The sequence below is a fragment of the Mycobacterium sp. E2699 genome (assembly GCF_001666745.1).
GTDB lineage: Bacteria > Actinomycetota > Actinomycetes > Mycobacteriales > Mycobacteriaceae > Mycobacterium.
Genome location: NZ_LZJH01000077.1, coordinates 59,920 through 83,853 on the forward strand (window position 1 = coordinate 59,920; position 23,934 = coordinate 83,853).

Genomic DNA, 23,934 nt, shown 5'->3' on the forward strand with positions numbered 1-23,934 from the left:
CGTTCCCCCGTCACCATTCGTGCCGAAACCGCGGATGAAAACAAATAGCGCGTATACGGTCGGCACGAGATCGTGGCCCGCTTGGCGGGTTCTGGCATTACCGCTCCTCACGCCGTCATGATCGAGCGGGCCGGCGCGACGACGTTGACCGGCAAGCAGAGGTGAAGTCGGCCAAAGGCGTTGCGCGACTGATGCTTAGAACCCGGCGCCGTGCGGTTGAACGGCCGACGCGCTGGCCTGGCAAGGCTTCCGAATGTGATCGAAGATCTGGAAAGTCTCGCTGCGGTCAGGGCCAGATCAACACACCAAACAATTCGAACGGAACATGCCATAGTGCTGAAAGGATCACGCCCACCAGCGTGAATAGTGCTAACGCTGGTAACAAAGATACGATAACTGCGAGCAATGCTACATCCGCGAGGCCGCTCCAAAAGTTCGGTATCTGATTGAGCAATTGGCCCAACGCGGCGTTAGCGCTGGTTAACATATCGATCAATGCGCCCGGCGCGGCGGCGATACCACCGGCGGAGGGCGCCGCCGTCGCATCAGAGTGCAGCAACGACGCGGTGTTGGCGGCCTCAGCGGCCGCGTACCAGTGCGCACTGGCAGTCAAGTGCTGTAGCAAATGCTCATGGAACGCCGCCGCTCGCGCTGCCTGTGCCTGATATTCCTGGGCGTATCCCGAGAACAGGTGGGCGATGCCCACCGACACCTCATCGGCGGCCGCGGGCAACACTGCGGCGGTCGGGGTTGCCGCTGCCGAGTGGGCCACGCTCAGTGTCGAGCGAACAGCCGCCAGACTTGTTGCGGCCGCCGCCATCATCTCGGGTGCTGCGATTACATAGGACATCGCTGCTTTTCCGCTAACCACCACTGGACCGACGGATATGGTAACCAGCGGATTTCATGCTAACGGGCCGGTAAAGCCCGATCAAACAAACTCGATGATTTCATAGAAATCTCAAGTCATCGGGAGGCTGCCGGCGCGCTGCGCCCGGGCGCCGGCGCGTTGCTGGAAGCCGAGACCCCTGGGCACGCGGGGGCGATATTCACCCTGACCGGGGTTAGTGGTGCCCTCGGTGGGATTCGAACCCACACTGGACGGGTTTTGAGTCCGTTTCCTCTGCCAGTTGGGATACGAGGGCGGGCAGCCTCCCACCATAGAGGATCGGTGCTCCCGTCGACTCTGACCGCCCCCGAGTTCGCTGGTCGCGGGGGTGCACGACACAATGTCCGTCATGACAGGCCCCACGACCGACACCGGCGCCGCAGCGCGGCGCCGGGTACTGATCGCGGAAGACGAAGCGCTCATCCGGCTGGACCTCGCCGAGATGCTCCGAGAGGAGGGGTACGAGATCGTCGGCGAGGCCGGTGACGGCCAGGAGGCCGTCGAGCTGGCCGAGCGCCACAAGCCCGACCTGGTGATCATGGACGTGAAGATGCCGCGGCGTGACGGGATCGATGCCGCCTCGGAGATCGCCAGCAAGCGCATCGCGCCGATCGTGGTGCTGACCGCGTTCAGCCAGCGCGACCTGGTCGAACGCGCCCGCGACGCCGGCGCCATGGCCTACCTGGTGAAGCCGTTCACCATCAGCGACCTGATCCCGGCCATCGAGCTGGCTGTCAGCCGGTTCGCCGAGATCAGCGAGCTGGAACGCGAGGTCGCGACGCTGTCCGACCGGCTGGAGACCCGTAAGGTCGTCGAGCGCGCCAAAGGCCTGCTGCAGACCAAGCAGGGCATGACGGAGCCCGAGGCGTTCAAGTGGATTCAGCGGGCGGCCATGGATCGGCGCACCACCATGAAGCGTGTGGCCGAGGTTGTGCTGGAGACCCTCGGGGATGCCCCGAAGGACGCCGCTTCCGAGTAGCGCCCGCGCGTCGAGCCTGCGCTCAGATCGCGAATTTGGGCGATTCGACGCTCTGGTTGCAGTCTCGGCGTAAGGCGCGGCTCTAGCGGGCCACGATCACCGACGAGCCGTGCCCGAACAGGCCCTGGTTGGCGGTGACGCCCACCGTGGCGTTCTCAACCTGCCGACCGGTGGCCTGACCGCGCAGCTGCCAGGTCAGCTCGCAGACCTGCGCGATGGCCTGGGCCGGGATGGCCTCGCCGAAGCAGGCCAGTCCGCCCGACGGGTTGACCGGGACCCGGCCGCCGATCGCAGTGGCACCGCTGCGCAGCAGCCCCTCGGCCTCGCCCTTGGCGCACAGCCCCAGGTGCTCGTACCAGTCGAGCTCCAGCGCGGTGGACAGGTCGTAGACCTCGGCCAGGCTGAGGTCCTCCGGCCCGATGCCCGCCTCGGCGTAGGCGGCGTCGAGGATCTGATCCTTGAACACCCGCTCGGGTGCGGGCACCGCCGCGGTGGAATCCGTTGCGATGTCGGGCAATTCGGGTAGGTGCTGGGGGTAGCGCGGGGTCACCGTGCTGACCGCGCGCACCGACGGCACGCCGTCGAGCGAGCCGAGATGCTTACGCGCGAAGTCAGCACTCGCCACGATCAGCGCCGCCGCGCCATCGGAGGTCGCGCAGATGTCCAGCAGCCGCAGCGGGTCGGAGACCACGGGGCTGGCCAGCACGTCCTCGATCGAGTTCTCCTTGCGGTAGCGGGCGTTCGGGTTGTTCAGCCCGTGCCTGGAGTTCTTCACCTTCACCTGCGCGAAGTCCTCGAGCGTGGCGCCGTAGAGGTCCATCCGCCGCCGCGCCAGCAGCGCGAAGTACACCGTGTTGGTGGCACCGATGAGATGGAAGCGCTGCCAGTCGGGGTCGTTGCGGCGCTCGCCGCCGACGGGCGCGAAGAAGCCCTTCGGCGTGGTGTCGGCGCCGATCACCAGCGCGACGTCGCAGAACCCGGCCAGGATCTGGGCGCGGGCGCTCTGCAGGGCCTGTGAGCCGCTGGCGCACGCGGCGTAGCTCGAGCTGACCGGAATGCCGTTCCAGCCCAGCTTCTGCGCGAACGTCGCGCCGGCGACGAAACCGGGGTAGCCGTTGCGGATGGTGTCCGCGCCGGCGACCAGCTGGATCTGGCTCCAGTCCAGTCCGGCCTCGGCCAGCGCGGCGCGCGCGGCGACGACGCCGTACTCGGTGAAGTCCCGGCCCCACTTGCCCCAGGGGTGCATGCCGGCGCCGAGGATGTACAGCGGTTCCGGAGTCATGACGCCACCTTCCACGCGTGCACGATGCGCTCGACGCCGTCGTCGTCAACGAACAGCGGCATGGTGGTCAGCTCCATCTCCATGCCGACCTTGAGGTCGGCGGCCAGCGTGCCCTCGACCACCTTGCCGAGCACGATCAGGCCCTCCTCGGCCAGCTGCACCGCGGCGACGGCGAACGGCTCGAAGGGGTCCGGGGAGGGGTACGGCGGCGGTGGCGCGTAACGGTTTTCGGTGTAGCTCCACAGCGTTCCGCGCGTTGACAGCGCGACGGATGTCAGCGTGTCGTTGGCGCAGGCCGGGTTGGGGCAGTTGTTCTCGCGCGGCGGGAAGACATACGTGCCGCACTCGGGGCACTTGCTGCCGACCAGGTGCGGGCTGCCGGTCGAGTCGGTGGCGAACCATCCGTCGATCGCGGGTTGTTGGCTGGTGACCTCTGGCACTTCGCCAGACTACCCAGCCCCCACCCGAAACTGAAACGTGTTGCAGTTTCCCGGCGGGCCATCGGGGGCCGGTCCGTCGTACCGGGTGCCTAGAGTGAATGCCGTGCCCGCCGCCACCCCTCAGAAAACCGAGGAACAAACCAAACCGACACTGATGCTGCTGGACGGCAATTCGCTGGCGTTCCGGGCGTTCTACGCACTGCCCGCCGAGAACTTCAAGACCCGTGGCGGGCTGACCACCAACGCGGTCTACGGCTTCACCGCCATGCTGATCAACCTGCTGCGCGACGAGGCCCCCACGCACATCGCCGCGGCGTTCGACGTGTCCCGGCAGACCTTCCGCTCCGAGCGCTACCCGGAATACAAGGCCAATCGGTCGTCGACCCCCGACGAGTTCCACGGCCAGATCGACATCACCAAGGAAGTGCTGAACGCGCTGGGCATCACGGTGCTCTCCGAGCAGGGCTTCGAGGCCGACGACCTGATCGCGACGCTGGCCACCCAGGCCGAAAACGAGGGCTACCGCGTGCTGGTGGTGAGCGGCGACCGCGACTCGCTGCAACTGGTCAGCGACGATGTGACCGTCTTGTACCCGCGCAAGGGCGTCAGCGAGCTGACCCGGTTCACCCCCGAGGCGGTGGTCGAAAAATACGGGCTGACCCCCCGGCAGTACCCGGACTTCGCCGCGCTGCGCGGCGATCCCAGCGACAACCTGCCCGGCATCCCCGGGGTGGGGGAGAAGACGGCGTCCAAGTGGATCGCCGAATACGGCTCGCTGCAGGGTCTGGTCGACAACGTCGACTCGGTGCGCGGCAAGGTCGGCGACGCGCTGCGGGCCAACCTGGCCAGCGTCATTCGCAACCGCGAGCTCACCGACCTCGTCAAGGATGTGCCGCTGGCCCAGACGCCGGACACGCTGCGGCTGCAGCCCTGGGACCGTGACCAGATCCACCGGCTCTTCGACGACCTGGAGTTCCGGGTGTTGCGCGACCGGTTGTTCGAGACCCTGGTGGCCGTCGAGCCCGAGGTCGACGAGGGTTTCGACGTGCGCGGCGGCGCGCTGGAGCCCGGCACGGTCGCGCAGTGGCTGGCCGAGCACGCCGGCGACGGGCGGCGGGCCGGGCTGGCCGTGGCGGGCACGCACCTGCCGCACGGCGGGGACGCGACCGGGCTGGGCATCGCCGCCGCCGACGGCGGTGTCGCCATTGGCGCCTACGTCGACACCGCGACGCTGACCCCCGAGGACGACGCCGCGCTGGCGGCCTGGCTGGCCGACCCGGAGAAACCCAAGGCGCTGCACGAGGCCAAGCTGGCCATCCACGATCTCGCCGGCCGCGGCTGGACGCTGAACGGCGTCACCTCCGACACCGCGCTGGCGGCGTACCTGGTGCGGCCGGGGCAGCGCAGCTTCACCCTCGACGACCTCTCGCTGCGCTACCTTCGCCGCGAGCTGCGCGCGGAATCCCCTGAGCAGCAACAGCTTTCACTGCTCGACGACATCGAGGGCACCGACGAGCAGGCCGTCCAGACGCTGATTCTGCGGGCCCGAGCCGTGGTGGACCTGGCCGACGCGCTGGACGCCGAGCTGGACCGCATCGACTCCACCGCCCTGCTGGGCGAGATGGAGCTGCCCGTCCAGCAGGTGCTGGCCGGCATGGAAAGCGCGGGCATCGCCGTCGATCTCCAGCTGCTGGGCGAGCTGCAAAGCCAGTTCGCCGACGAGATCCGCGACGCCGCCGAGGCGGCCTACGCCGTGATCGGCAAGCAGATCAACCTCGGCTCGCCCAAGCAGCTGCAGGTGGTGCTGTTCGACGAGCTCGGCATGCCGAAGACCAAGCGCACCAAGACCGGCTACACCACCGACGCGGACGCCCTGCAGTCGCTGTTCGACAAGACCGGGCACCCGTTCCTGCAGCACCTGCTGACCCACCGCGACGTCACCCGGCTGAAGGTGACCGTCGACGGGTTGCTGAACTCGGTGGCCGCCGACGGCCGCATCCACACCACCTTCAACCAGACGATCGCGGCCACCGGCAGGCTGTCGTCGACCGAACCCAACCTGCAGAACATCCCGATCCGCACCGACGCCGGCCGCCAGATCCGGGACGCGTTCGTGGTCGGCAAGGGCCCCGACTTTTCCTATGAAGAGCTGATGACGGCGGACTACAGCCAGATCGAGATGCGGATCATGGCCCACCTGTCCCGCGACGAGGGCCTCATCGAGGCGTTCAACACCGGGGAGGACCTGCATTCGTTCGTCGCATCGCGGGCGTTCGGCGTGCCCATCGAGGAGGTCACCCCCGAGCTGCGCCGCCGGGTCAAGGCGATGTCTTACGGGCTGGCGTACGGGTTGAGCGCCTACGGGCTGTCGCAACAGCTGAAGATCTCCACCGAAGAGGCGAAGGAGCAGATGGACGCCTACTTCGCCCGCTTCGGCGGGGTGCGCGACTACCTGATGGACGTCGTGGAGCAGGCCCGCAAGGACGGCTACACCTCGACGGTGCTGGGCCGCCGCCGCTATCTGCCGGAGCTGGACAGCAGCAACCGTCAGGTGCGGGAGGCCGCCGAGCGGGCGGCGCTCAACGCGCCGATCCAGGGCAGCGCAGCCGACATCATCAAGGTGGCGATGATCGAGGTCGGCAAGGCGATCAAGGAGGCGGGGCTGGCGTCGCGGATGCTGCTGCAGGTACACGACGAGCTGTTGTTCGAGATCGCGCCGGGCGAGCGGGAGCGGGTCGAGGCGTTGGCCCGCGCCAAGATGGGCGCCGCCTACCCGCTGGACGTCCCGCTGGAGGTTTCGGTGGGTTACGGGCGCTCTTGGGACGCCGCCGCCCATTAACGGCACATTGGAGCCCGTCCAATTGTGCGTCGCGTTGGGGGAAATATCGGCCGAAAGTTTGCCGTGGCGTTACCCTGAGGTCGACAATTTACGAGGTCGCGCCGCAGTGCTCGCGTCGGCCTGGTTTGTCCAGCGTGTGCCCTGTCGAGTAGCCTCGACTAGGTAAATCCCGATTTTGTCCCTACGACCTCACCTGTCCGGAGCAACCCAACAACATGCCGAGTCCCACCGTCACCTCGCCGCAAGTAGCCGTCAACGACATCGGCTCGAGCGAGGACTTTCTCGCCGCAATAGACAAAACGATCAAGTACTTCAACGATGGCGACATCGTCGAGGGCACGATCGTCAAAGTGGACCGGGACGAGGTGCTCCTCGACATCGGCTACAAGACCGAAGGGGTCATCCCCGCCCGCGAGCTCTCCATCAAGCACGACGTCGACCCCAACGAGGTCGTTTCCGTCGGCGATGAGGTCGAGGCCCTGGTTCTCACCAAGGAGGACAAAGAGGGCCGCCTGATCCTGTCCAAGAAGCGCGCGCAGTACGAGCGCGCCTGGGGCACCATCGAGGCGCTCAAGGAGAAGGACGAGGCCGTCAAGGGCACGGTCATCGAGGTGGTCAAGGGTGGCCTGATCCTCGACATCGGTTTGCGCGGCTTCCTGCCCGCCTCGCTGGTCGAGATGCGCCGGGTCCGCGATTTGCAGCCGTACATCGGCAAGGAGATCGAAGCCAAGATCATCGAGCTGGACAAGAACCGCAACAACGTGGTGCTGTCCCGGCGGGCCTGGCTGGAGCAGACGCAGTCCGAGGTGCGCAGCGAGTTCCTCAACCAGCTGCAGAAGGGCAGCATCCGCAAGGGTGTGGTCTCCTCGATCGTCAACTTCGGCGCGTTCGTCGACCTCGGCGGCGTCGACGGTCTGGTGCACGTCTCCGAGTTGTCCTGGAAGCACATCGACCACCCGTCCGAGGTGGTCCAGGTGGGCGACGAGGTCACGGTCGAGGTGCTCGATGTCGACATGGACCGCGAGCGGGTTTCGTTGTCGCTCAAGGCAACCCAGGAAGACCCGTGGCGCCACTTCGCCCGCACCCACGCCATCGGCCAGATCGTGCCGGGCAAGGTCACCAAGCTGGTTCCCTTCGGCGCGTTCGTGCGCGTCGAGGAGGGCATCGAGGGCCTGGTGCACATTTCCGAGCTGGCCGAGCGCCACGTAGAGGTGCCCGACCAGGTCGTCGCCGTCGGCGACGACGCGATGGTCAAGGTCATCGACATCGACCTGGAGCGCCGCCGGATCTCGTTGTCGCTCAAGCAGGCCAACGAGGACTACACCGAGGAATTCGACCCGGCCAAGTACGGCATGGCCGACAGCTACGACGAGCAGGGCAACTACATCTTCCCCGAGGGCTTCGACGCCGAAACCAACGAGTGGATGGAAGGTTTCGACAAGCAGCGCTCCGAATGGGAGGCCCGCTACGCCGAGGCCGAGCGCCGGCACAAGATGCACACCGCGCAGATGGAGAAGTTCGCGGCGGCCGAGGCCGCCGGGCACGGCGGTGGGGAGCAGTCGCCCGGCAACGGTGCGCCGCAGGAGAAGGCGGCCGGTGGCTCGCTGGCCAGCGACGCCCAGTTGGCGGCCCTGCGGGAAAAGCTCGCCGGCAACGCGTAACTCGTTCAGCTAGATGCTTCGCATCGGGTTGACCGGTGGCATCGGCGCCGGCAAGTCGGCGCTGTCGGCCACCTTCGCCAAACGCGGTGCGGTCATCGTCGACGGCGACGTCATCGCGCGCGAGGTGGTCCGGCCGGGGACCGAGGGCCTCGAGGCGCTCGTCGAGGCGTTCGGCGACGACATCCTGCTGCCCGACGGGTCGTTGGATCGTCCGGCGTTGGCCGCCAAGGCTTTTCGCGACGACGAGGCGCGCCAGCGGCTGAACGGGATCGTCCACCCACTGGTGGGTAAGCGGCGCGCCGAGATCATCGCGTCGGTCCCGGACGATTCCGTTGTGGTGGAGGACATTCCGCTGCTGGTGGAGTCCGGGATGGCGCCGCTGTTCCCGCTCGTGGTGGTGGTGCATGCCGACGTCGAGGTGCGCGTGCGGCGCCTCGTCGATCAGCGCGGCATGCCGGAAGAGGACGCCCGCGCCCGGATCGCCGCGCAGGCCTCCGACGAGCAGCGCCGTGCGGTCGCCGACATCTGGCTGGACAACTCCGGCAGCCCCGAGGACCTGGTGAAGCGCGCCCACGAGGTGTGGGACAACCGGATCGTGCCGTTCGCCCACAACCTCACCGAACGTCAGATCGCCCGCGCGCCCGCGCGACTGGTGCCTCCCGACCCGAGCTGGCCCGACCAGGCGCGGCGCATCGTCAACCGGTTGCAAACGGCCTGCGGCCACCGGGCGCTTCGGGTGGATCACATCGGCTCGACCGCCGTTCCGGACTTCTTCGCCAAAGACGTCATCGACGTGCAGATCACCGTCGAATCACTGGCGGTTGCCGACGAACTCGCCGAGCCGCTGCTGGCCGCCGGCTACCCGCGCATCGAGTGCCTCACCTTCGATGTCGCCAAGGACGACGCCCGCAGCACCGACGACCGCTACGACCACAGCGACGATGTAAGCCTGTGGCACAAGCGGATTCATGCCTCCGCGGATCCGGGCCGTCCGACCAACGTGCATGTCCGGGTGGCCGGCTGGCCCAACCAGCAGTTCGCCTTGCTGTTCGTCGACTGGCTGAGGGCGAACCCCGACGCGCGCGCCGACTACCTGGCCGTCAAGCGCGCTGCCGAAGAGGGGGCGGGCGGCGACACCTCGCCGTACGTCGCGGCCAAGGAACCGTGGTACCCCGGCGCCTACCGGCGGGCGTGGGAATGGGCCGACTCGACCGGATGGCGGCCGTAACCTGCGGTGGGAGTGATAGCGACACGTAAACGTCGCACACGACACGCCGAAGCGCGTCGCAAGCATTTATGTCTCGTGGCCGCCAGCCCGCCGCGCTCACTCCGAGCTACCCGGGCAACGGTGCGCCGCAACCCAGCACACCGTTGGTGGGCCCCGGGTTTCCAGGTGCCGGCCGCACCACCTGGTCGACCTGGGTGAATACGTTGTCGTCGACGTCGATCTCGCAGTGCACGTTGGCCGAGTAGGGGAAATGCAGCACGATCCGCATGCCGGCCTGCTGCGGATCGGGCAACACCGTGTTGGCCTCGAACACGTTGCCGGGCATCGACGGCAGGTTGGTGGTGTTGGTCTGGCCGCCGTTGATCACGAAGGTGGCCTGGCTGCCGGTGGTCACCGCGTCGACCCTGGCGCGGTAGGTGATGTTGTGCAGGTCCGCCCGCGCGGTCGCCGGGCTTAGCTGGGAGCCGGCCGCGATCACGGTCAGGGCGGCGATCGGCATCCACCAGTGCTTGCTGGGGCTCATGTTGCCGAGATTACGCCCGGCGTCGTGCGAGGCCAAGCCGTGCGGCTCATCCGCGGAGCTTCGCCAGGCGCCGCGCGGGGGCGGCCAGCGAGCGGGCGTGCCGGTGCATGCCGGCCCACGGATCGGGTTGCCCGGCAAGCCGTTTGGGAATGTCACGGATCGTGAACCGGTCCGCGCGCAAGCCGCGGACGTCCAATTCGTCCCATTGCAGCGGGGTCGCCACCGGCGCGCTCCGGCGGGCCCGGACCGAGTACGGGGCAACCGCGGTCTGCGCGTAGGCGTTCCGCATGATGTCGAGGTACACCCGGTCGCCCCGCTTGTCCTTGCGCGCTTCCACGGTGCGGTGTGCGGCGTCGTCGGCCGCCACCACCTCGGCCACGTCGCGGGCGAACTGCCGGGCGGTGTCGAAATCGGCGTCGGGGCGCAGCGGCACCACCACGTGCAGCCCGCGCGAACCGGTGGTCTGCAGGTAACACGGCAGCCCCAGGTCGTCGAGGACCCCGGCGACCGCACGGGCGGTTGCCCGCACCACCGCGAAGTCGCTGTCGGCGGGGTCGAGGTCGAAGACCAGCCGGTCGGGCCGATGCAACCGGTCCCGCCGCGACTGCCACACGTGCAGCGTGACGCAGTTCTGGTTGGCCAGCCAGCGCAGCGCCTCCGGGCGTTCGGCCACCGGGTGCACCACCGTGCCGCCGCCTTCCTTGGCGACTTCGACGCGGCCCATCCAGTCGGGCAGCGAGTCGGCGAAATCCTGTTGCACCCAGCCTGGTTCGCCGATGCCGCGCGGGAACCGTTGCACGGTGAGCGCCCGGCCCTTGAGGTGCGGCAGCATGGCGCCGGCCACCTCGCCGTAGTAGTCGACCAGCTCACCCTTGGTGATTCCCGGATCGGGAAAGACCACCCGGTCGGGGTGGGTGACTTCGACGGCGATGCGGGTCATCGCGGCGTCTCGCGGACGACGTCGGCCGGCTCCTTGTCGGTGCGCAGGCCGAGGTAGCGCGGATGGCGCAGTTTGCCGTCGCGCGTCCACTCCGTGAACCCGATCTGGACCACCAGCTCCGGTCGCACCCAGCGGGCGCCGTTCTCGCGCACCAGCCCGCGGGTGAAGGGTGCGGCGTCTTGCTCGATGGGTGTCAACCGCTGGTGCAGGCGGCGCAGGGTGGCCTCGTCGAACCCGGTTCCCACCTTGCCGGCGTACACCAGGTCGCGTCCGTCGTGGTAGCCCAGCAGCAGCGCGCCCAATTCGATGCGGCTGCCCTTGGGGGCGGTGTAGCCGCCCACCACGAACTCCTGATCGCGAACGCACTTGAACTTCAACCAATTCGGCGAGCGGCGGCCGTCGTACCTGGAGTCGGCGAGTTTGGCGATCACCCCTTCGTCGCCGCGTTCGCAGGCGGCCCGGTAGGCCGCGATGCCGTCGCCGACGCGGTGGGCCGTGAACCGCAGCGGATCGGCAAAGTCGATAGCCTTGCGCAGCAGCCGTTTACGCCACAGCAGCGGCACGTCGACGGTGGACTCGCCGTCGACGTGCAGCAGGTCGAACAGGTAATAGAACACCCGCACCGGCGAGGCCCGCGCCACCTCGGGGTCGGTGATGCCGAGGCGGGCCTGCAGCCTGGCGAAGCTGGTGCGGCGGCCCTCGAACGCCACCACCTCGCCGTCGACCACGAACCGGTTCGTGTGCTGGCCGCCGAGCGCGTCGACGAGCTCGGGGTAGGTGCCGTTGAGCGGCTGGCGGTTTCGCGAGAGCAGTCGCACGTTGTCGCCGTCGCGGAACGCCAGGCAGCGCATTCCGTCGAATTTGCGCTCGAAGATCCAGGCGGGATCGGAGAACCGCTTCTCGGTCAGGGTGGCCAGCGTGGGGGCCCGCCAGTCCGGCACCGGCTCGTCGTGCAGGGCCGCGCGCACCGGCGCCGGCAGCGCGGCGAGGCCGGTCATGACGAGCCGTCCGCCGCGGCGTCCAGGTAGGCCGGATCACATTGCGCGTCGGCGTCGCCGTCCCTGCGCCTGATCAGCAGCCAGGTCTCCTCCTCGCCTTCGCGGACTCGGGTGAGCGAGTAGCAGCAGCGCAGCTTCTCGCCGCGCAGCTGGAACGAAAGGTGTCCGCACTCAAGGCATTCGGCCATCTCGTATTGGGTCACATTGGCATAGGTGCCGCTGTCGGCGACGACGGCGGCACTCGCGGCGTCGTCGAGCGGGTGATCCGGTGTGCGGCGGGCCATCCGGCCGTCCTTGGGTATCGCCCAGGACACCAGCACGCCGTCGATCTCGAGGCGAAGGTCGTAGTGGTCGCCGCCGGCCGTGTCGTGCTCGATGAGGAAACACGGCCGGCCGCCGGACCGGCGTCTCCGCCGGTAGTCGGTCAGGCTCAAGCGCATTCCGAAGGGATACCCGTCGGTAATATGCGGAAACGGCCCGGAAACGGACCGGAAACGGCTATCTCCCATGCCAGCTGAGCTCGATGCCCTCGGTGGCCAGCCACCGGGACAGGTCGTAGCCGTTGCGGGCCAGGCCGTCGACGGCCGCCACGGCGCGCCGTACCGCGCGTTCGGCGACGTCGGGCGTCAGCAGGCCGTGCCGGACGGCGTCGAGCAGCTCATCGACGTCGGCCAGTGCCGCCCCGGTTCCGGTGCGGAGCTCGATGTCGAGGTAGTGGTCCTCCGAACGCCACGCGCGGGGCCCTGGTGTGTATTCGCCCACATCGAGGTAGTAGTCGTGGTCGCGGTCATGGCCCGGATTGAAATGAAAGACGGTGGCGCGCAAGCCCAGCGAGGGCAGCAGCCAGGACTCGAGGTAATGGAACTGGGCGCGGCCCGGGGTGGGACGGGCCAGGTAGAGGCCCCACGGCCGCACGATGTATTCGTCGACGGCCCGCACGATGCCCTTCGGATCGGTGTTGGTGCGGTCGACCAGGTCGAATGTCTCGTGCTTCGGCGGATGGATGGTCCCACCCTATCGGCGTAACCGGATCTTCCATCGCACGAAGCCGGCGTAGAACACCGACAGCGCGGCCAGCATGCCGATGTCGAACAGCCATATCTTCGACGTGTGCTCCCAGAACCGGTCCTGGGACACCAGCGAGCCGGGCACCAGGTTGCGCAGGTCGACCGTCGACGCCGCCGCAGCGTAACCCCACCGCGCGGGCATCGCGAAGGACAGCTGGTCGAGCCCGAGCCGGCCCGTCACCGGGACCATGCCGCCGCACAGCACCAGTTGGGCCATCACGGTCACCACGAACAGCGGCATGATCTGCTCGCTGGACCGGACCAGCGACGAGATGGCCAACCCGAGGATCGCCGAGGCGACACAGGTCGCGGCGACGGTGACGAACAGCTCGGCGGTGGCCCCGAGTGTCGAATGCCCGAACAGGACGCCGCCACGGGTAGGGGTGCTCTTGCCTACCACCACGATCGCGGTGATGATCGCCGATTGCAGTATGGCGAACCCGCAGAACACCGCGGTCTTGGCGAGCAGGTAGGCGGTGGTCGACAGGCCGACGGCCTGCTCGCGCTGGAAGATGGCGCGCTCGCCGACCAGGTCGCGGATCGTCAGCGCGGTGCCCATGAACGCCGCGGCGGGCAGCAGCAGGGCCAGGATCTGCGCGGCTTCGTCGGGTGTTCCGGCGTTCGGGCCCGGCGCGTGGAAGCCGTTGCCGCCCGGCACGGTCAGCGACAGCGACCCCAGGATGAACGGCAACAGCGCCAGGAAGATGAAGTAGGCCCGGTCGGCGACGACCAGGCGCACCTGCCGGCGCGCGACGGTGGAAATCTGGCGCCGCACGCTGGTGTGCACCGGTTCGCCCAGCGCCCCCGGTTCGTCGGTCTTGTCCGGCATCAGCTTCTGCGGCCGCTTCTGCCCCTCGGCCCGCTCCAGGAACCGCCGGTTGGCCTCTTCCGGGTCGGCGCCCACCTTGGTGAAGATCTTGGCCCAGTTGGTGGTGCCCATCGCCTCACCGATCTGGTCCGGCGGGCCGAAGTAGGCGGTCTTGCCGCCCGGCGCGACGAGCAGCAGCTGGTCGCAGACATCGAGGTAGGACAGCATGTGCGTCACCACGATGACCACGCGGCCGGCGTCGGCGAGCTGGCGCAGCATCGTCATGACCTGGTGGTCCAGCGCGGGGTCGAGGCCCGACGTGGGTTCGTCGAGGATCAGCAGCGACGGCCCGGTGAGCAGCTCGAGCGCCACCGAGGCGCGTTTGCGCTGGCCGCCGGAGAGCTTGTCGACGCGGGTGTCGGCGTGCTTGGTGAGGTCGAGTTCGTCGAGGACCTGGGCGACGACCTTGGCACGGTCGGCCTTGCTGGTGTCGGGCGGCAGCCGCAGTTCGGCGGCGTAGCCGAGTGCCTGGTTGACGGTCAGCTGGCGGTGCACGACGTCGTCCTGCGGGACCATGCCGATCCGGCTGCGCAACGACGCGTAGTCGGCGTGGATGTTGTGGCCCTCGAAGGTGACCGAGCCCGACGTCGGCGTGGTGTAACCGGCGATCAGCCTGGCCAGCGTGCTCTTGCCGGCGCCCGAGCCGCCGATCACGGCGGTGAGCGTCCCCGGGCGCGCGGTCAGCGAGATGTCGTCGAGCAGTTGTTTGCCGTTGTCGACGACGTAGCGGACGTTGTGCACCTCCAGCCCACCGGTGCGGGCCGCGGCCGCGCTGCGCTCGACCAGGGTGCCGTCGCGAAACACCAGGTCGACGTTGCCGATGGTGACGACGTCGTCGTCGCTCAGGATCGCCGACCCGACCCGGGTGCCGTTGACGAACGTCCCGTTGATGCTGTTGTCCCGGATCTCGGTGCCCAGCGGGGTGTGCACCAGCGTCGCGTGGTGACGCGACGCCAGCACGTCGGAGACGACGATGTCGCTCTCGGCGGCGCGGCCGATCGTCTTGGCGCCGGCCGTGCCCGCGGCGGCCGACAGGCGGGGCGACAGCAACTTCACGAAGCGGGTGGCCAGGTTCGACACGTCGGCCGTCTTCGTGTTGATCACCGTCGAGTCCGCGGGCGCCGGCGCTTCGGGCGGGGCCGTGGGGGCGTGGACGACCGTCAGCGGGTCGGGCGGCGGGACCCGCAGCGGCGGTGACGCCTGCCGGGGCTGTGATACCGGCTGCCTCGGCGGGGGCGGCGGCGGCCGCCGGGGCGGCCCGGCCGGTTGCCTGGGCGGCGCCGGGGGCGGCATCGGCCGCGGCGGCCCCGGGTGCACGGGTTGGCTGCGGGGCTGGCTGCCGGTCTGGCCGCGCACGGGTGCGGTGGGGTTGGTCTTCTCCGGCAGCACCGACCACGCCAGCGTGGGCGGGCCGGAATCACGTGCCGGCCGCGGCCGGGGTGGCTGGTTGGCGTGGCCCTGCTGGGGCCCTATCGCGAAGGTCAGCCGCGGGCCCTGCGGATTGCCGACGTTGATGCTCTGGCCGTCGTGGATGTCGATGACCGGCATCCGGTAGCCGTTGACGTAGGTGCCGTTCAGCGAGCCGTTGTCGATCGCGAGCCACCGGCCCTGGTCGAACCGCACGATCAGGTGCGCGCGGGAGATCCGCGGATCCGCAATCCGCATGTCGGCGTGCGCGTCGCGGCCGACGACGACCTCGTGGCCCGCCGCGAACGAGCGTTGGGACCCGTCGTGCCGGATTGTCAGGACAGGCGGGGCGGGTCGGGTCACATAATCAAGTATCGGTGCGCGGCTCGAATGGTCTCTATGGGACCCGCCTGTGATTTGGCTTTATTTCGGTTCGGCCACTCAAAGCTGTTTCATAGCTTGCTGAGACCTATCGCCCACGGATATCCGGCATGATTCCAGCGTGAGGGGAGTTAACGGAGTTGCGTCCGGCGCAGCTCGAGGCAGTGCCGACACACCAGGGGGCAACGATTGACGGACGAAAACAGGGGCACCACCCGGCGGATCGATGCCGGGCGACGGCTGCTGAGCAACCCGCGATTGGCGCGCGAGGCGCTGCGCGCGGGCTTTGAGTCGATCCCCTCGGCGACCGTCGCGCACCTGTTTCGCCGCATTCCTCCCGTCGGCTCGGCCCCGAACGCCGCGCCCGCCGCGGAGTCCCCGGCCGAGGTCAGTGGATCACGCCTTGCCCTGAGCAGCGGCGCACCGTTCGCCGGCTACACGGTCCTGCGGCAGCTCGGCGCCGGCGGGATGGCCGAGGTCTACCTGGCGCTGCATCCGCGGTTGCCGCGTCGCGACGTGATCAAGGTGCTCGCCGAGGCGGTCACCGCGGACCGGGAATTCCGGGAGAGGTTCAACCGGGAGGCCGACCTCGCGGCGACGCTGTGGCACCCGCACATCGTCGGCGTCCACGATCGCGGCGAATTCGACGGCCAGCTCTGGATTTCCATGGACTACGTCGAGGGCACGGACGCCGCCCGGCTGGTCAAGGAGCGCCACCCGGACGGGATGCCGATCGACGAGGTGTGCGCCATCGTGCAGGCCGTCGCCGGTGCGCTCGACTACGCGCACGATCGCGGCCTGCTGCACCGCGACGTCAAACCCGCCAACATCCTGCTCACCCACCCCGAGTACGGGGAACGGCGAATCCTGTTGGCGGATTTCGGCGTGGCGCGCCACCTGGCCAACATCAGCGGTATCACCGAGACGAACGTGGCGGTGGGAACCGTGGCCTACGCCGCGCCCGAACAGCTGACGGGTTCCAACATCGACGGCCGGGCCGACCAATATGCCTTGGCCGCCACGGCTTTTCATCTGCTCACCGGCGCGCCGCCCTTCCAGCACTCCAACCCGATCGCGGTGATCAGCCAGCATCTGCACGAGGATCCGCCTCGGCTCAGCGATTACCGCCCCGAGCTGGCGCACCTCGACGACGTCTTCTTCAAGGCCCTGGCCAAACAACCCCAGGACCGGTTCGAGCGGTGCCGCGGGTTCGCCACCGCCCTCAGCGAGCGGGTCTTCGACGCGAACGCCACCGGGGACGGCGACGACGCCCAGCCCCGCCCCGCCGTGCTGACGCCGCCCCGCCGGCGCGGTCCCCGCGGTCTCGTCGCTGCGCTGACCCGGCGGTTCTCGTCGCGTGCCCGGTGGGCTACCGCGCTGCTCTGCGCGGTGCTGATCGCGATCGCGGCGACCTGGTCGGCCCTGTACTCGTTCCAGCCGGACAGCCCCGCGCCCAACGTCCCGGCGCTCGCGTCCAGACCGTCGGTCCCGGCGCCCAGCGCCGCGCCCGCGAGGCCCGGCGGGCCGGCGCTCAACGGCACCTACCAGTTGACCTACGACCGCAGCAAGCAGACCACCAACGGCATTCCGATCCGCCACGACGGCCCGACCACGAGCTGGTGGGCGTTCCGCTCGGTGTGCACGACGAACGGGTGCGCGGCCACCGGGACACAACTCGACGACGCCAACCACCAGGTGGCCAGCACCACCGACGGCGGTCACACGTACTCGCTGCGCTTCATCGGCGGCTATTGGCAGGGCGGGCTTCTGCAGGAGCGGGCGGGCTGCACCCCGCCGAACGGGCAGGGGCAGGCCACCCAGCAGGAAAGCGTCGCCGGGTCGTTGGCGCCGCAAGCCGACGGCACGCTGCGCGGCACGGTGACGCAAACCGCTCTGTCCAACGAGTGCGGCGCGCAGGGCGCGGTGGTGCGGGTACCCGTCGTCGCCACCCGGGTCGGCGACGCCCCGCCGAGCGTGCCCCTGGCCGACCCCACTCAGGTCGTCAACACCTCGGCCCCGTCCCGCCCGGCGCCGCCCGTGCTCGGCGGGGTGTGCAGCGACGTCGACAAGCTCGCCTATGACCCCACCAACAACGAGCAGGTCGTCTGCGAGGGCAACACCTGGTCCAAGGCGCCCATCACGATGGGCGTACACGCCTCCGGGAGCTCCTGCGACCGGCCGAACACCTCGGTGTTCGCCATGACCACCTCCAACGACGGCCACCTGCTCCAGTGCGATCCGGTCACCCGTACCTGGACCAGGCCGGCGGGGTAGCTTCTCTGCTCGCGAGGGTGCGTGTCTGCACGGTGACACGCCGTGCGAGGTGTCATTCTGCGCACGCTCGGGGGGTCGACGGCCGGACGCTTGTCGGTGCCCGCCTCTACCCTGGGGGCATGGCCTTCGCCACTGAACATCCGGTAGTCGCGCATTCGGAATACCGCCCCGCCGCCGAGGAGGTGGCGGGGTTGGTGCGCGCCGGCGGCCGCTTCGAGGTCGTCAGCCCGCACGCACCAGCCGGCGACCAGCCCGCGGCCATCGACGAGCTGGAGCGCCGGATCCGGGCGGGGGAGCGGGACGTGGTGCTGCTCGGCGCCACCGGCACCGGAAAGTCGGCCACCACCGCGTGGCTCATCGAGCGGCTGCAGCGCCCCACGCTGGTGATGGCGCCCAACAAGACGCTGGCCGCCCAGCTGGCCAACGAGCTGCGAGAGATGTTGCCGCACAACGCCGTCGAGTACTTCGTGTCGTACTACGACTACTACCAGCCGGAGGCGTACATCGCGCAGACCGACACCTACATCGAGAAGGACAGCTCGATCAACGACGACGTGGAGCGGCTGCGGCACTCCGCGACGTCGTCGCTGCTGTCGCGGCGCGATGTGGTGGTGGTGGCCTCGGTGTCGTGCATCTACGGTCTGGGCACCCCGCAGTCCTACCTGGACCGCTCCGTCGAGCTGCGGGTGGGCAGCGAGGTGCCCCGGGACGGGTTGCTGCGGCTGCTGGTCGACGTGCAGTACACCCGCAACGACCTGTCCTTCACCCGTGGCTCGTTCCGGGTGCGCGGCGACACCGTGGAGATCATCCCGTCCTACGAGGAGCTCGCGGTGCGCATCGAGTTCTTCGGCGACGAGATCGAGGCGCTGTACTACCTGCACCCGCTGACCGGCGAGGTGATCCGCCAGGTCGACTCGCTGCGGATCTTCCCCGCCACCCACTACGTGGCCGGCCCCGAGCGGATGGCGCACGCGATCTCCACCATCGAGGAGGAGCTCGCCGAGCGGCTCGCCGAATTCGAAAGCCAGGGCAAGCTTTTGGAGGCCCAGCGGCTGCGGATGCGCACGAACTACGACATCGAGATGATGCGCCAGGTCGGGTTCTGCTCGGGCATCGAGAACTACTCCCGGCACATCGACGGCCGCGGGCCCGGCTCCCCACCGGCCACCCTGCTCGACTACTTTCCGGAGGACTTCCTGCTCGTCATCGACGAGTCGCACGTCACGGTGCCCCAGATCGGCGGCATGTACGAGGGCGACATGTCGCGCAAGCGCAACCTGGTCGAGTACGGGTTCCGGCTGCCGTCGGCGTGCGACAACCGGCCGCTCACCTGGGAGGAGTTCGCCGACCGGATCGGGCAGACGGTGTACCTGTCGGCGACCCCCGGCCCCTATGAGCTCAGCCAGTCCGGCGGCGAGTTCGTCGAGCAGGTGATCCGCCCGACCGGCCTGGTGGACCCGAAGGTCGTGGTCAAGCCGACCAAGGGCCAGATCGACGACCTGATCGGGGAGATCCGCAAGCGCGCCGACGCCGACGAGCGCGTCCTGGTGACGACGCTGACCAAGAAGATGGCCGAGGACCTCACCGACTACCTGCTGGAGATGGGCATCAGGGTGCGTTACCTGCACTCCGAGGTCGACACCCTGCGCCGGGTGGAGCTGCTGCGCCAGCTGCGGCTGGGCGAGTACGACGTGCTCGTCGGCATCAACCTGCTGCGCGAGGGCCTGGACCTGCCGGAGGTGTCGCTGGTGGCGATCCTCGACGCCGACAAGGAGGGCTTCCTGCGGTCGACGCGGAGCCTGATCCAGACCATCGGCCGCGCCGCCCGCAACGTGTCCGGCGAGGTGCACATGTACGCCGACTCGATGACCGACTCGATGAAGGAGGCCATCGACGAGACCGAACGGCGCCGGGCCAAGCAGATCGCCTACAACGAGGCCAACGGCATCGACCCGCAGCCGCTGCGCAAGAAGATCGCCGACATCCTCGACCAGGTCTACCGCGAGGCCGACGATTCCGAGACCGTCGAAATCGGCTCCGGGCGCAGCATGTCCCGCGGCCGCCGCGCCCAGGGTGAACCCGGCCGCGCGGTGAGCGCCGGCGTGTTCGAGGGCCGCGACACGTCGAACATGCCCCGCGCCGAACTGGCCGACCTGATCAAGGACCTGACCGCGCAGATGATGGCCGCCGCCCGTGACCTGCAGTTCGAGCTGGCGGCGCGGTTCCGCGACGAGATCGCCGACCTCAAAAAGGAACTGCGCGGGATGGACGCCGCCGGCCTGAAGTGACGCGCACCGCCAATGTCACCGGCAGCTGGCGCGAGCTGCTGGGCGCCCGGCACCTGGGGACGTCGGTCGTGCTGGCGGGTGGCGTCGCGCTGTACGCCACCAACGAGTTCCTCACGATCAGCCTGCTCCCGAACACCGTCGCCGAGATCGGCGGCAGCCGCCTATACGCGTGGGTCACGACGCTGTACCTGGTCGGGTCGGTGGTGGCCGCGACGATGGTCAACCCGATGCTGGTGCGCGTCGGGGCCCGCCCGTCGTACCTGATCGGCCTGGCCGTGTTCGGCGCCTCCAGCCTGGCGTGCGGAGCGGCGCCGTCCATGGAGGTCCTGATCGCGGCGCGCGCGCTGCAGGGCGTGGCCGGTGGGCTGCTCGCCGGCCTCGGCTACGCGGTGATCAACGCGGCGCTGCCCCGCTCGCTGTGGACCCGGGCCTCCGCCCTGGTGTCGGCGATGTGGGGGGTCGCGACGGTGGTCGGGCCCGCGACGGGTGGGCTGTTCGCGCAGTTCGGGCTGTGGCGGTGGGCGTTCGTCGCGATGGCGGTCCTGACGGCGCTGATGGCCCTGCTGGTCCCGGTCGCGTTGCCGGCGGGCCGCGGCGGCACGGGCGCCGAGACGCCGGCGCTGCGGGTGCCGGTGTGGTCGTTGCTGCTGATCGGCGCGGCGGCGCTGGCCGTCAGCGTCGCCCAGATCCCGCACAACCTCGCCGCGACCGCGGGGCTGCTCGCCGCGAGCGTCCTGCTGGCCGGACTGTTCGCGATCGTGGACCGGCGGGCGCGTGCGGCGGTGTTGCCGCCCAGCGTCTTCGGGCCCGGGCCGTTGAAGTGGATCTACCTGACGATGGGCCTGCTGATGGTGGGGGCGATGGTGGACACCTACGTGCCGCTGTTCGGTCAGCGGTTGGCACACCTGACGCCGGTGGCGGCCGGTTTCCTGGGTGCGGCGCTGGCGGTCGGCTGGACGGTCTCCGAGATCGTCAGCGCGTCGCTGGAGAACCCGCGGGCGATTCGGCGGGTGATCGCGCTCGCGCCGGTGGTGGTGGCGTCGGGCCTGGCGCTGGGCGCGCTCACCCAGCGCGGCAACGCGTCGGCCGGGACCGTCGCGGCCTGGACGCTGGCGTTGCTCGTGGCGGGGATCGGGATCGGGATGGCCTGGCCCCATTTGTCGGTGCGCGCAATGGATTCCGTCGACGACCCGACCGAGGGCGTCGCGGCGGCCGCGGCGATCAACACGGTGCAGCTGGTCTCCGGGGCGTTCGGCGCCGGGGTGGCCGGCGTGGTGGTCAATACGGCCCGGGGCGGCGACGCGGCCGCGGCCCACTGGTTGTTCGCCGTGTTCACCGCGTTGACCGCGGCCGGTGTGGTGGCTTCCTATCGCGCCACCCGGGCCAACCGCTGAGCTCAGTCGGGTTCTTCGCCGCCGCGGAGGATGGCGACCACCCCGTCGACCTCGGCGAAGACGTCGGAGGCGCTGCCCATCCTGGCGCCAGAGAGGGTCATCGTCACCCTGACCTCGCCGTCGTCGATGTCGTGGGCGTCGGCGTCGAGCTCGGTGAGCTGCCAGTCGCGCTGCCCGCAGATCCGCAGCAACTCCCGCAGCACTCCCCGGCCGTTTTCGTAGATGATGGTCAGCCGGCGGGTCCCGCGCAGCCGGGCGGTGAGCTGACGCTCGACGGCGCTGAACGCGAGCGCGCTGACGAAGTGCAGGGCCACGACCGCGACGGCCAGCAGCAGCAGACCGGCGCCGACCGCCATCCCGATCGCGGCCGATTCCCACACCGCGGCCGCGGTGGTGAGCCCGTGCACCGCGCCGCGCCGGGTGATGATGATGCCGGCGCCCAAAAAGCCCACGCCCGAGACGATTTGGGCCGCGACGCGGGACGGGTCGAGCGTGACGGTGCCTTCGTGCACGATATCGAAGAAGCCGAATTTGCTGACCAGCATGATCAACGCCGACGACGTGCCGACGATCGTCTGGGTCCGCAGGCCCGCGCTCTTGCCCTGGATGGTTCGTTCCAGGCCGATCAGCGCCGTCAGCCCGAAGGCGGCCAGCAGCTCGACGACGTGACGCGCGCCCTGCACGTCACCCCCGAGCAGCGGACCGGCCAGCAAAACCTGCATGCCCGTCAACTACCCACGGATGGCGCTTCTACGCGCCGGTCATCGCGTCAACTTGACGACCTGCGAGTAGTGGAACTGCCAACGCTCCACGATGTGGAAGCCCAGGTAGCCCGGAAACCGGTACGCGGGGGCGCGCCCGAAGGCGGTTCCCGGCGGCAGTGCTTGTCCCGATTGTCCGGCCTGGTGATCGGGCAACGAGGTGTCTTTGTTGGTGATCGTCCAGATGGTGGTGCACTTGTTGATCTTGGCCGTGGTCAGCCACACCGCGACGTGGCCGTCCCACAGCCAGCCGACCTTGGGTCCGTAAGCGCCGCGCTCGACGTCGATCAGCGATTTGAAGGCGGCGGGCCGCGTGGCCAGCAGCGCGCGGATCGGTCCGGGCCGCCAGGGCACGGTGTTGTCCACCATCAGGCAGTCGCCGGGCGCGGCGTGGGAGCTGATCAGGTCGGCGACCTGGCTGTAGTCCCAGCCCTCCTTGGCGTAAGGCCAGCGCTGGATGAACAGGTAGTTGGGCAGCGCCGCCGCGGCGAACAACAGCACTGCGGCCGCGATCGGCCACGGCGTGCGGGCGATGGTCACGATGCAGACGGCCATGACGACCGCAGCGGCGGGAGCGGTGAAGATCAGGTAGCGCGGGTAGTAGATCGGTTCGCCGAGGGCCGAGTAGGCGACCACCAGGGCCGTGGGCAGGACGATCCAGGCCACGCCGATGATCAGCAGGCTGCGGGTGTCGCCGCCCGGGCCGCGCGCGCCCCTGAGCCGGGCCACCACCGCGGCGACGACGAGGACACCCGTGAGGATGGCGAACGGAACGCTGTGGTCGAAGTATTGCCTCTGGATGATGTCGAAGGCGTAGTGCCAGCTGACCGGGTAGATCCAGTTGACCTGGAATACCTGGCCGTGGGCGAACAGGATGAACGGCGTCATGGCCCCGACCGCGACCGCCGTGCTGGCGGCCCATCGGATGACGGGAGACCTGCGGGAGCCCTTCGGCGCCAGCAGCGGCACCAGCACGGCGTACACCGGCACCAGCAGCACGAGGTTGAGGTTCAGCAGGACCGACAGCATCAGCGTCAGCGCGTAGCACACCCACCAGCGCGGCGTGCTCCGCCGGACGGCGGCGACCAGCAAGACCGTCAGCCAGATGGCCGCGGCGGCGGCGAACGCATACGAGCGCGCTTCCATGCCCGCCCAGGTGGTCCGCGGCAGGATGGCGAACACCGCCCCCGCGCACACCGCGGTGGCCCGTCCGGGGACGAACTGCTTGGTGAACACCGTGACACCGGCGGCGGCGGCCCCGACCGCCAGGGCGCTCGGCGCCCGCGACCAGAATTCGGTCGGCGGAAACATCGCGAACCAGCCGTGCATCAGCAGGTAATACAGTCCGTGAACGGCGTCGATATGCCCCAGCAGCTTCCACAGCTCCGGCAACGTCCGGCTGGCCGAAGCCGAAATGGTGGCTCCCTCGTCGAACCACAACGACGGCCTACCGGCCCAGGCGGCGCTGACCACTGTGGCGAACGCCGCGATCAGCCACGGATCGAGCACCCTGCCGCGCGACCGCGCGGGCTCCCGCCGCTCGGCGACGCCGGAGGCCTCGGAGGCGTGCTGTTCGGCGGTGGACATGGACATGATGCTTGTCACTGTAGGTCGCACCGGACGAACGGGCTCACCACGAGTTCCCGGTCGCTGCGACCGGTGCCACAACGGCGCATTCACCCGCCGGCACGGCAATTCGTCGAAATAGTCGGAAA

The 23,934-nt window shown here is 69.3% G+C and carries 18 protein-coding genes and 1 tRNA gene; 7 read left to right on the forward strand and 12 right to left on the reverse strand.

Annotation, left to right across the window (positions count from 1 at the left end; translation table 11 throughout):
- Positions 1-286: 286 nt before the first annotated feature.
- Both A5696_RS12220 and A5696_RS12225 read right to left on the reverse strand, forming a co-directional pair.
- Positions 287-850 carry a PE family protein gene (locus A5696_RS12220; protein ID WP_082956200.1) on the reverse strand — a complete coding sequence of 188 codons (564 nt, stop codon included), beginning with the start codon at positions 848-850 and terminating at the stop codon, positions 287-289.
- Positions 851-1,068: 218 nt separating this feature from the next.
- Positions 1,069-1,145 (reverse strand) — tRNA-Leu (locus tag A5696_RS12225).
- Positions 1,146-1,238: 93 nt separating this feature from the next.
- Between A5696_RS12225 and A5696_RS12230 the strand changes: the two genes are divergently transcribed.
- Positions 1,239-1,868: an ANTAR domain-containing response regulator gene (locus A5696_RS12230; RefSeq protein ID WP_067879142.1), complete on the forward strand. Its 630-nt coding sequence runs from the start codon at positions 1,239-1,241 to the stop codon at positions 1,866-1,868.
- Positions 1,869-1,950: 82 nt separating this feature from the next.
- On the opposite strand, the gene A5696_RS12235 is transcribed toward A5696_RS12230, so the two are convergent.
- Together A5696_RS12235 and A5696_RS12240 are read right to left on the reverse strand one after the other, a co-directional pair.
- Positions 1,951-3,150: a lipid-transfer protein gene (locus A5696_RS12235; protein ID WP_067878489.1), complete on the reverse strand. Its 1,200-nt coding sequence runs from the start codon at positions 3,148-3,150 to the stop codon at positions 1,951-1,953.
- A complete protein-coding gene (locus tag A5696_RS12240) occupies positions 3,147-3,590 on the reverse strand; it encodes a Zn-ribbon domain-containing OB-fold protein (RefSeq protein WP_067878494.1) in 444 nt (147 codons plus the stop codon). Before A5696_RS12240 ends, A5696_RS12235 begins: the two co-directional genes overlap by 4 nt.
- Before the next feature lie 154 nt (positions 3,591-3,744).
- Here A5696_RS12240 and polA point away from each other — a divergent pair, with 154 nt between their 5' ends.
- The 3 genes from polA to coaE all read left to right on the forward strand — a co-directional run bounded on the left by polA (position 3,745) and on the right by coaE (position 9,318).
- Entirely contained in the window at positions 3,745-6,429 is a 2,685-nt protein-coding gene (polA, locus tag A5696_RS12245) for a DNA polymerase I (protein WP_067879145.1), read from the forward strand.
- A 215-nt stretch (positions 6,430-6,644) separates the two neighbouring features.
- A complete protein-coding gene (rpsA, locus tag A5696_RS12250) occupies positions 6,645-8,090 on the forward strand; it encodes a 30S ribosomal protein S1 (RefSeq protein WP_067878496.1) in 1,446 nt (481 codons plus the stop codon).
- 13 nt (positions 8,091-8,103) lie between these two features.
- Positions 8,104-9,318, forward strand: a complete 1,215-nt coding sequence (gene coaE, locus A5696_RS12255; protein WP_067878499.1) for a dephospho-CoA kinase — start codon at positions 8,104-8,106, stop codon at positions 9,316-9,318.
- Positions 9,319-9,424: 106 nt separating this feature from the next.
- On the opposite strand, the gene A5696_RS12260 is transcribed toward coaE, so the two are convergent.
- The 6 genes from A5696_RS12260 to A5696_RS12285 form a co-directional block, all read right to left on the reverse strand.
- Positions 9,425-9,841, reverse strand: coding sequence for a hypothetical protein (locus A5696_RS12260; protein ID WP_067878502.1), 417 nt, complete (start codon positions 9,839-9,841; stop codon positions 9,425-9,427).
- A gap of 46 nt (positions 9,842-9,887) precedes the next feature.
- Complete coding sequence (gene ligD, locus A5696_RS12265) at positions 9,888-10,781, reverse strand: non-homologous end-joining DNA ligase (RefSeq protein ID WP_067878505.1); 894 nt, start codon at positions 10,779-10,781, stop codon at positions 9,888-9,890.
- Positions 10,778-11,779 (reverse strand): non-homologous end-joining DNA ligase, encoded by a 1,002-nt coding sequence (gene ligD, locus A5696_RS12270; protein ID WP_067878509.1) that lies wholly within the window; start codon positions 11,777-11,779, stop codon positions 10,778-10,780. The genes ligD (A5696_RS12265) and ligD (A5696_RS12270) overlap by 4 nt, the downstream gene beginning before the upstream one ends.
- A complete protein-coding gene (locus A5696_RS12275; RefSeq protein ID WP_156738360.1) occupies positions 11,776-12,219 on the reverse strand; it encodes a DNA polymerase ligase N-terminal domain-containing protein in 444 nt (147 codons plus the stop codon). The genes ligD (A5696_RS12270) and A5696_RS12275 overlap by 4 nt, the downstream gene beginning before the upstream one ends.
- 58 nt (positions 12,220-12,277) lie before the next feature.
- Positions 12,278-12,718 (reverse strand): DUF402 domain-containing protein, encoded by a 441-nt coding sequence (locus tag A5696_RS12280; RefSeq protein ID WP_067878512.1) that lies wholly within the window; start codon positions 12,716-12,718, stop codon positions 12,278-12,280.
- A 75-nt stretch (positions 12,719-12,793) separates the two neighbouring features.
- Positions 12,794-15,484 (reverse strand): ATP-binding cassette domain-containing protein, encoded by a 2,691-nt coding sequence (locus A5696_RS12285; RefSeq protein ID WP_082969001.1) that lies wholly within the window; start codon positions 15,482-15,484, stop codon positions 12,794-12,796.
- Between the two features lie 207 nt (positions 15,485-15,691).
- On the opposite strand from A5696_RS12285, the gene A5696_RS12290 reads away from it, so the two are divergent.
- The 3 genes from A5696_RS12290 (at position 15,692) to A5696_RS12300 (ending at position 21,458) form a co-directional block, all read left to right on the forward strand.
- Positions 15,692-17,776 carry a serine/threonine-protein kinase gene (locus A5696_RS12290; protein ID WP_067878515.1) on the forward strand — a complete coding sequence of 695 codons (2,085 nt, stop codon included), beginning with the start codon at positions 15,692-15,694 and terminating at the stop codon, positions 17,774-17,776.
- 119 nt (positions 17,777-17,895) lie between these two features.
- Positions 17,896-20,064, forward strand: a complete 2,169-nt coding sequence (uvrB, locus tag A5696_RS12295) for an excinuclease ABC subunit UvrB (RefSeq protein ID WP_067878518.1) — start codon at positions 17,896-17,898, stop codon at positions 20,062-20,064.
- The gene (locus A5696_RS12300; RefSeq protein ID WP_067878523.1) at positions 20,061-21,458 is read left to right on the forward strand and encodes an MFS transporter; all 1,398 of its coding nucleotides are present in this window, start codon (positions 20,061-20,063) and stop codon (positions 21,456-21,458) included. Before uvrB ends, A5696_RS12300 begins: the two co-directional genes overlap by 4 nt.
- A gap of 2 nt (positions 21,459-21,460) precedes the next feature.
- Here the strand turns inward: A5696_RS12300 and A5696_RS12305 are convergent, their stop codons facing one another.
- A complete protein-coding gene (locus A5696_RS12305; RefSeq protein ID WP_067878526.1) occupies positions 21,461-22,180 on the reverse strand; it encodes an MgtC/SapB family protein in 720 nt (239 codons plus the stop codon).
- 39 nt (positions 22,181-22,219) lie between these two features.
- Positions 22,220-23,812, reverse strand: coding sequence for a hypothetical protein (locus A5696_RS12310; RefSeq protein WP_067878529.1), 1,593 nt, complete (start codon positions 23,810-23,812; stop codon positions 22,220-22,222).
- Between the last annotated feature and the right edge of the window lie 122 nt (positions 23,813-23,934).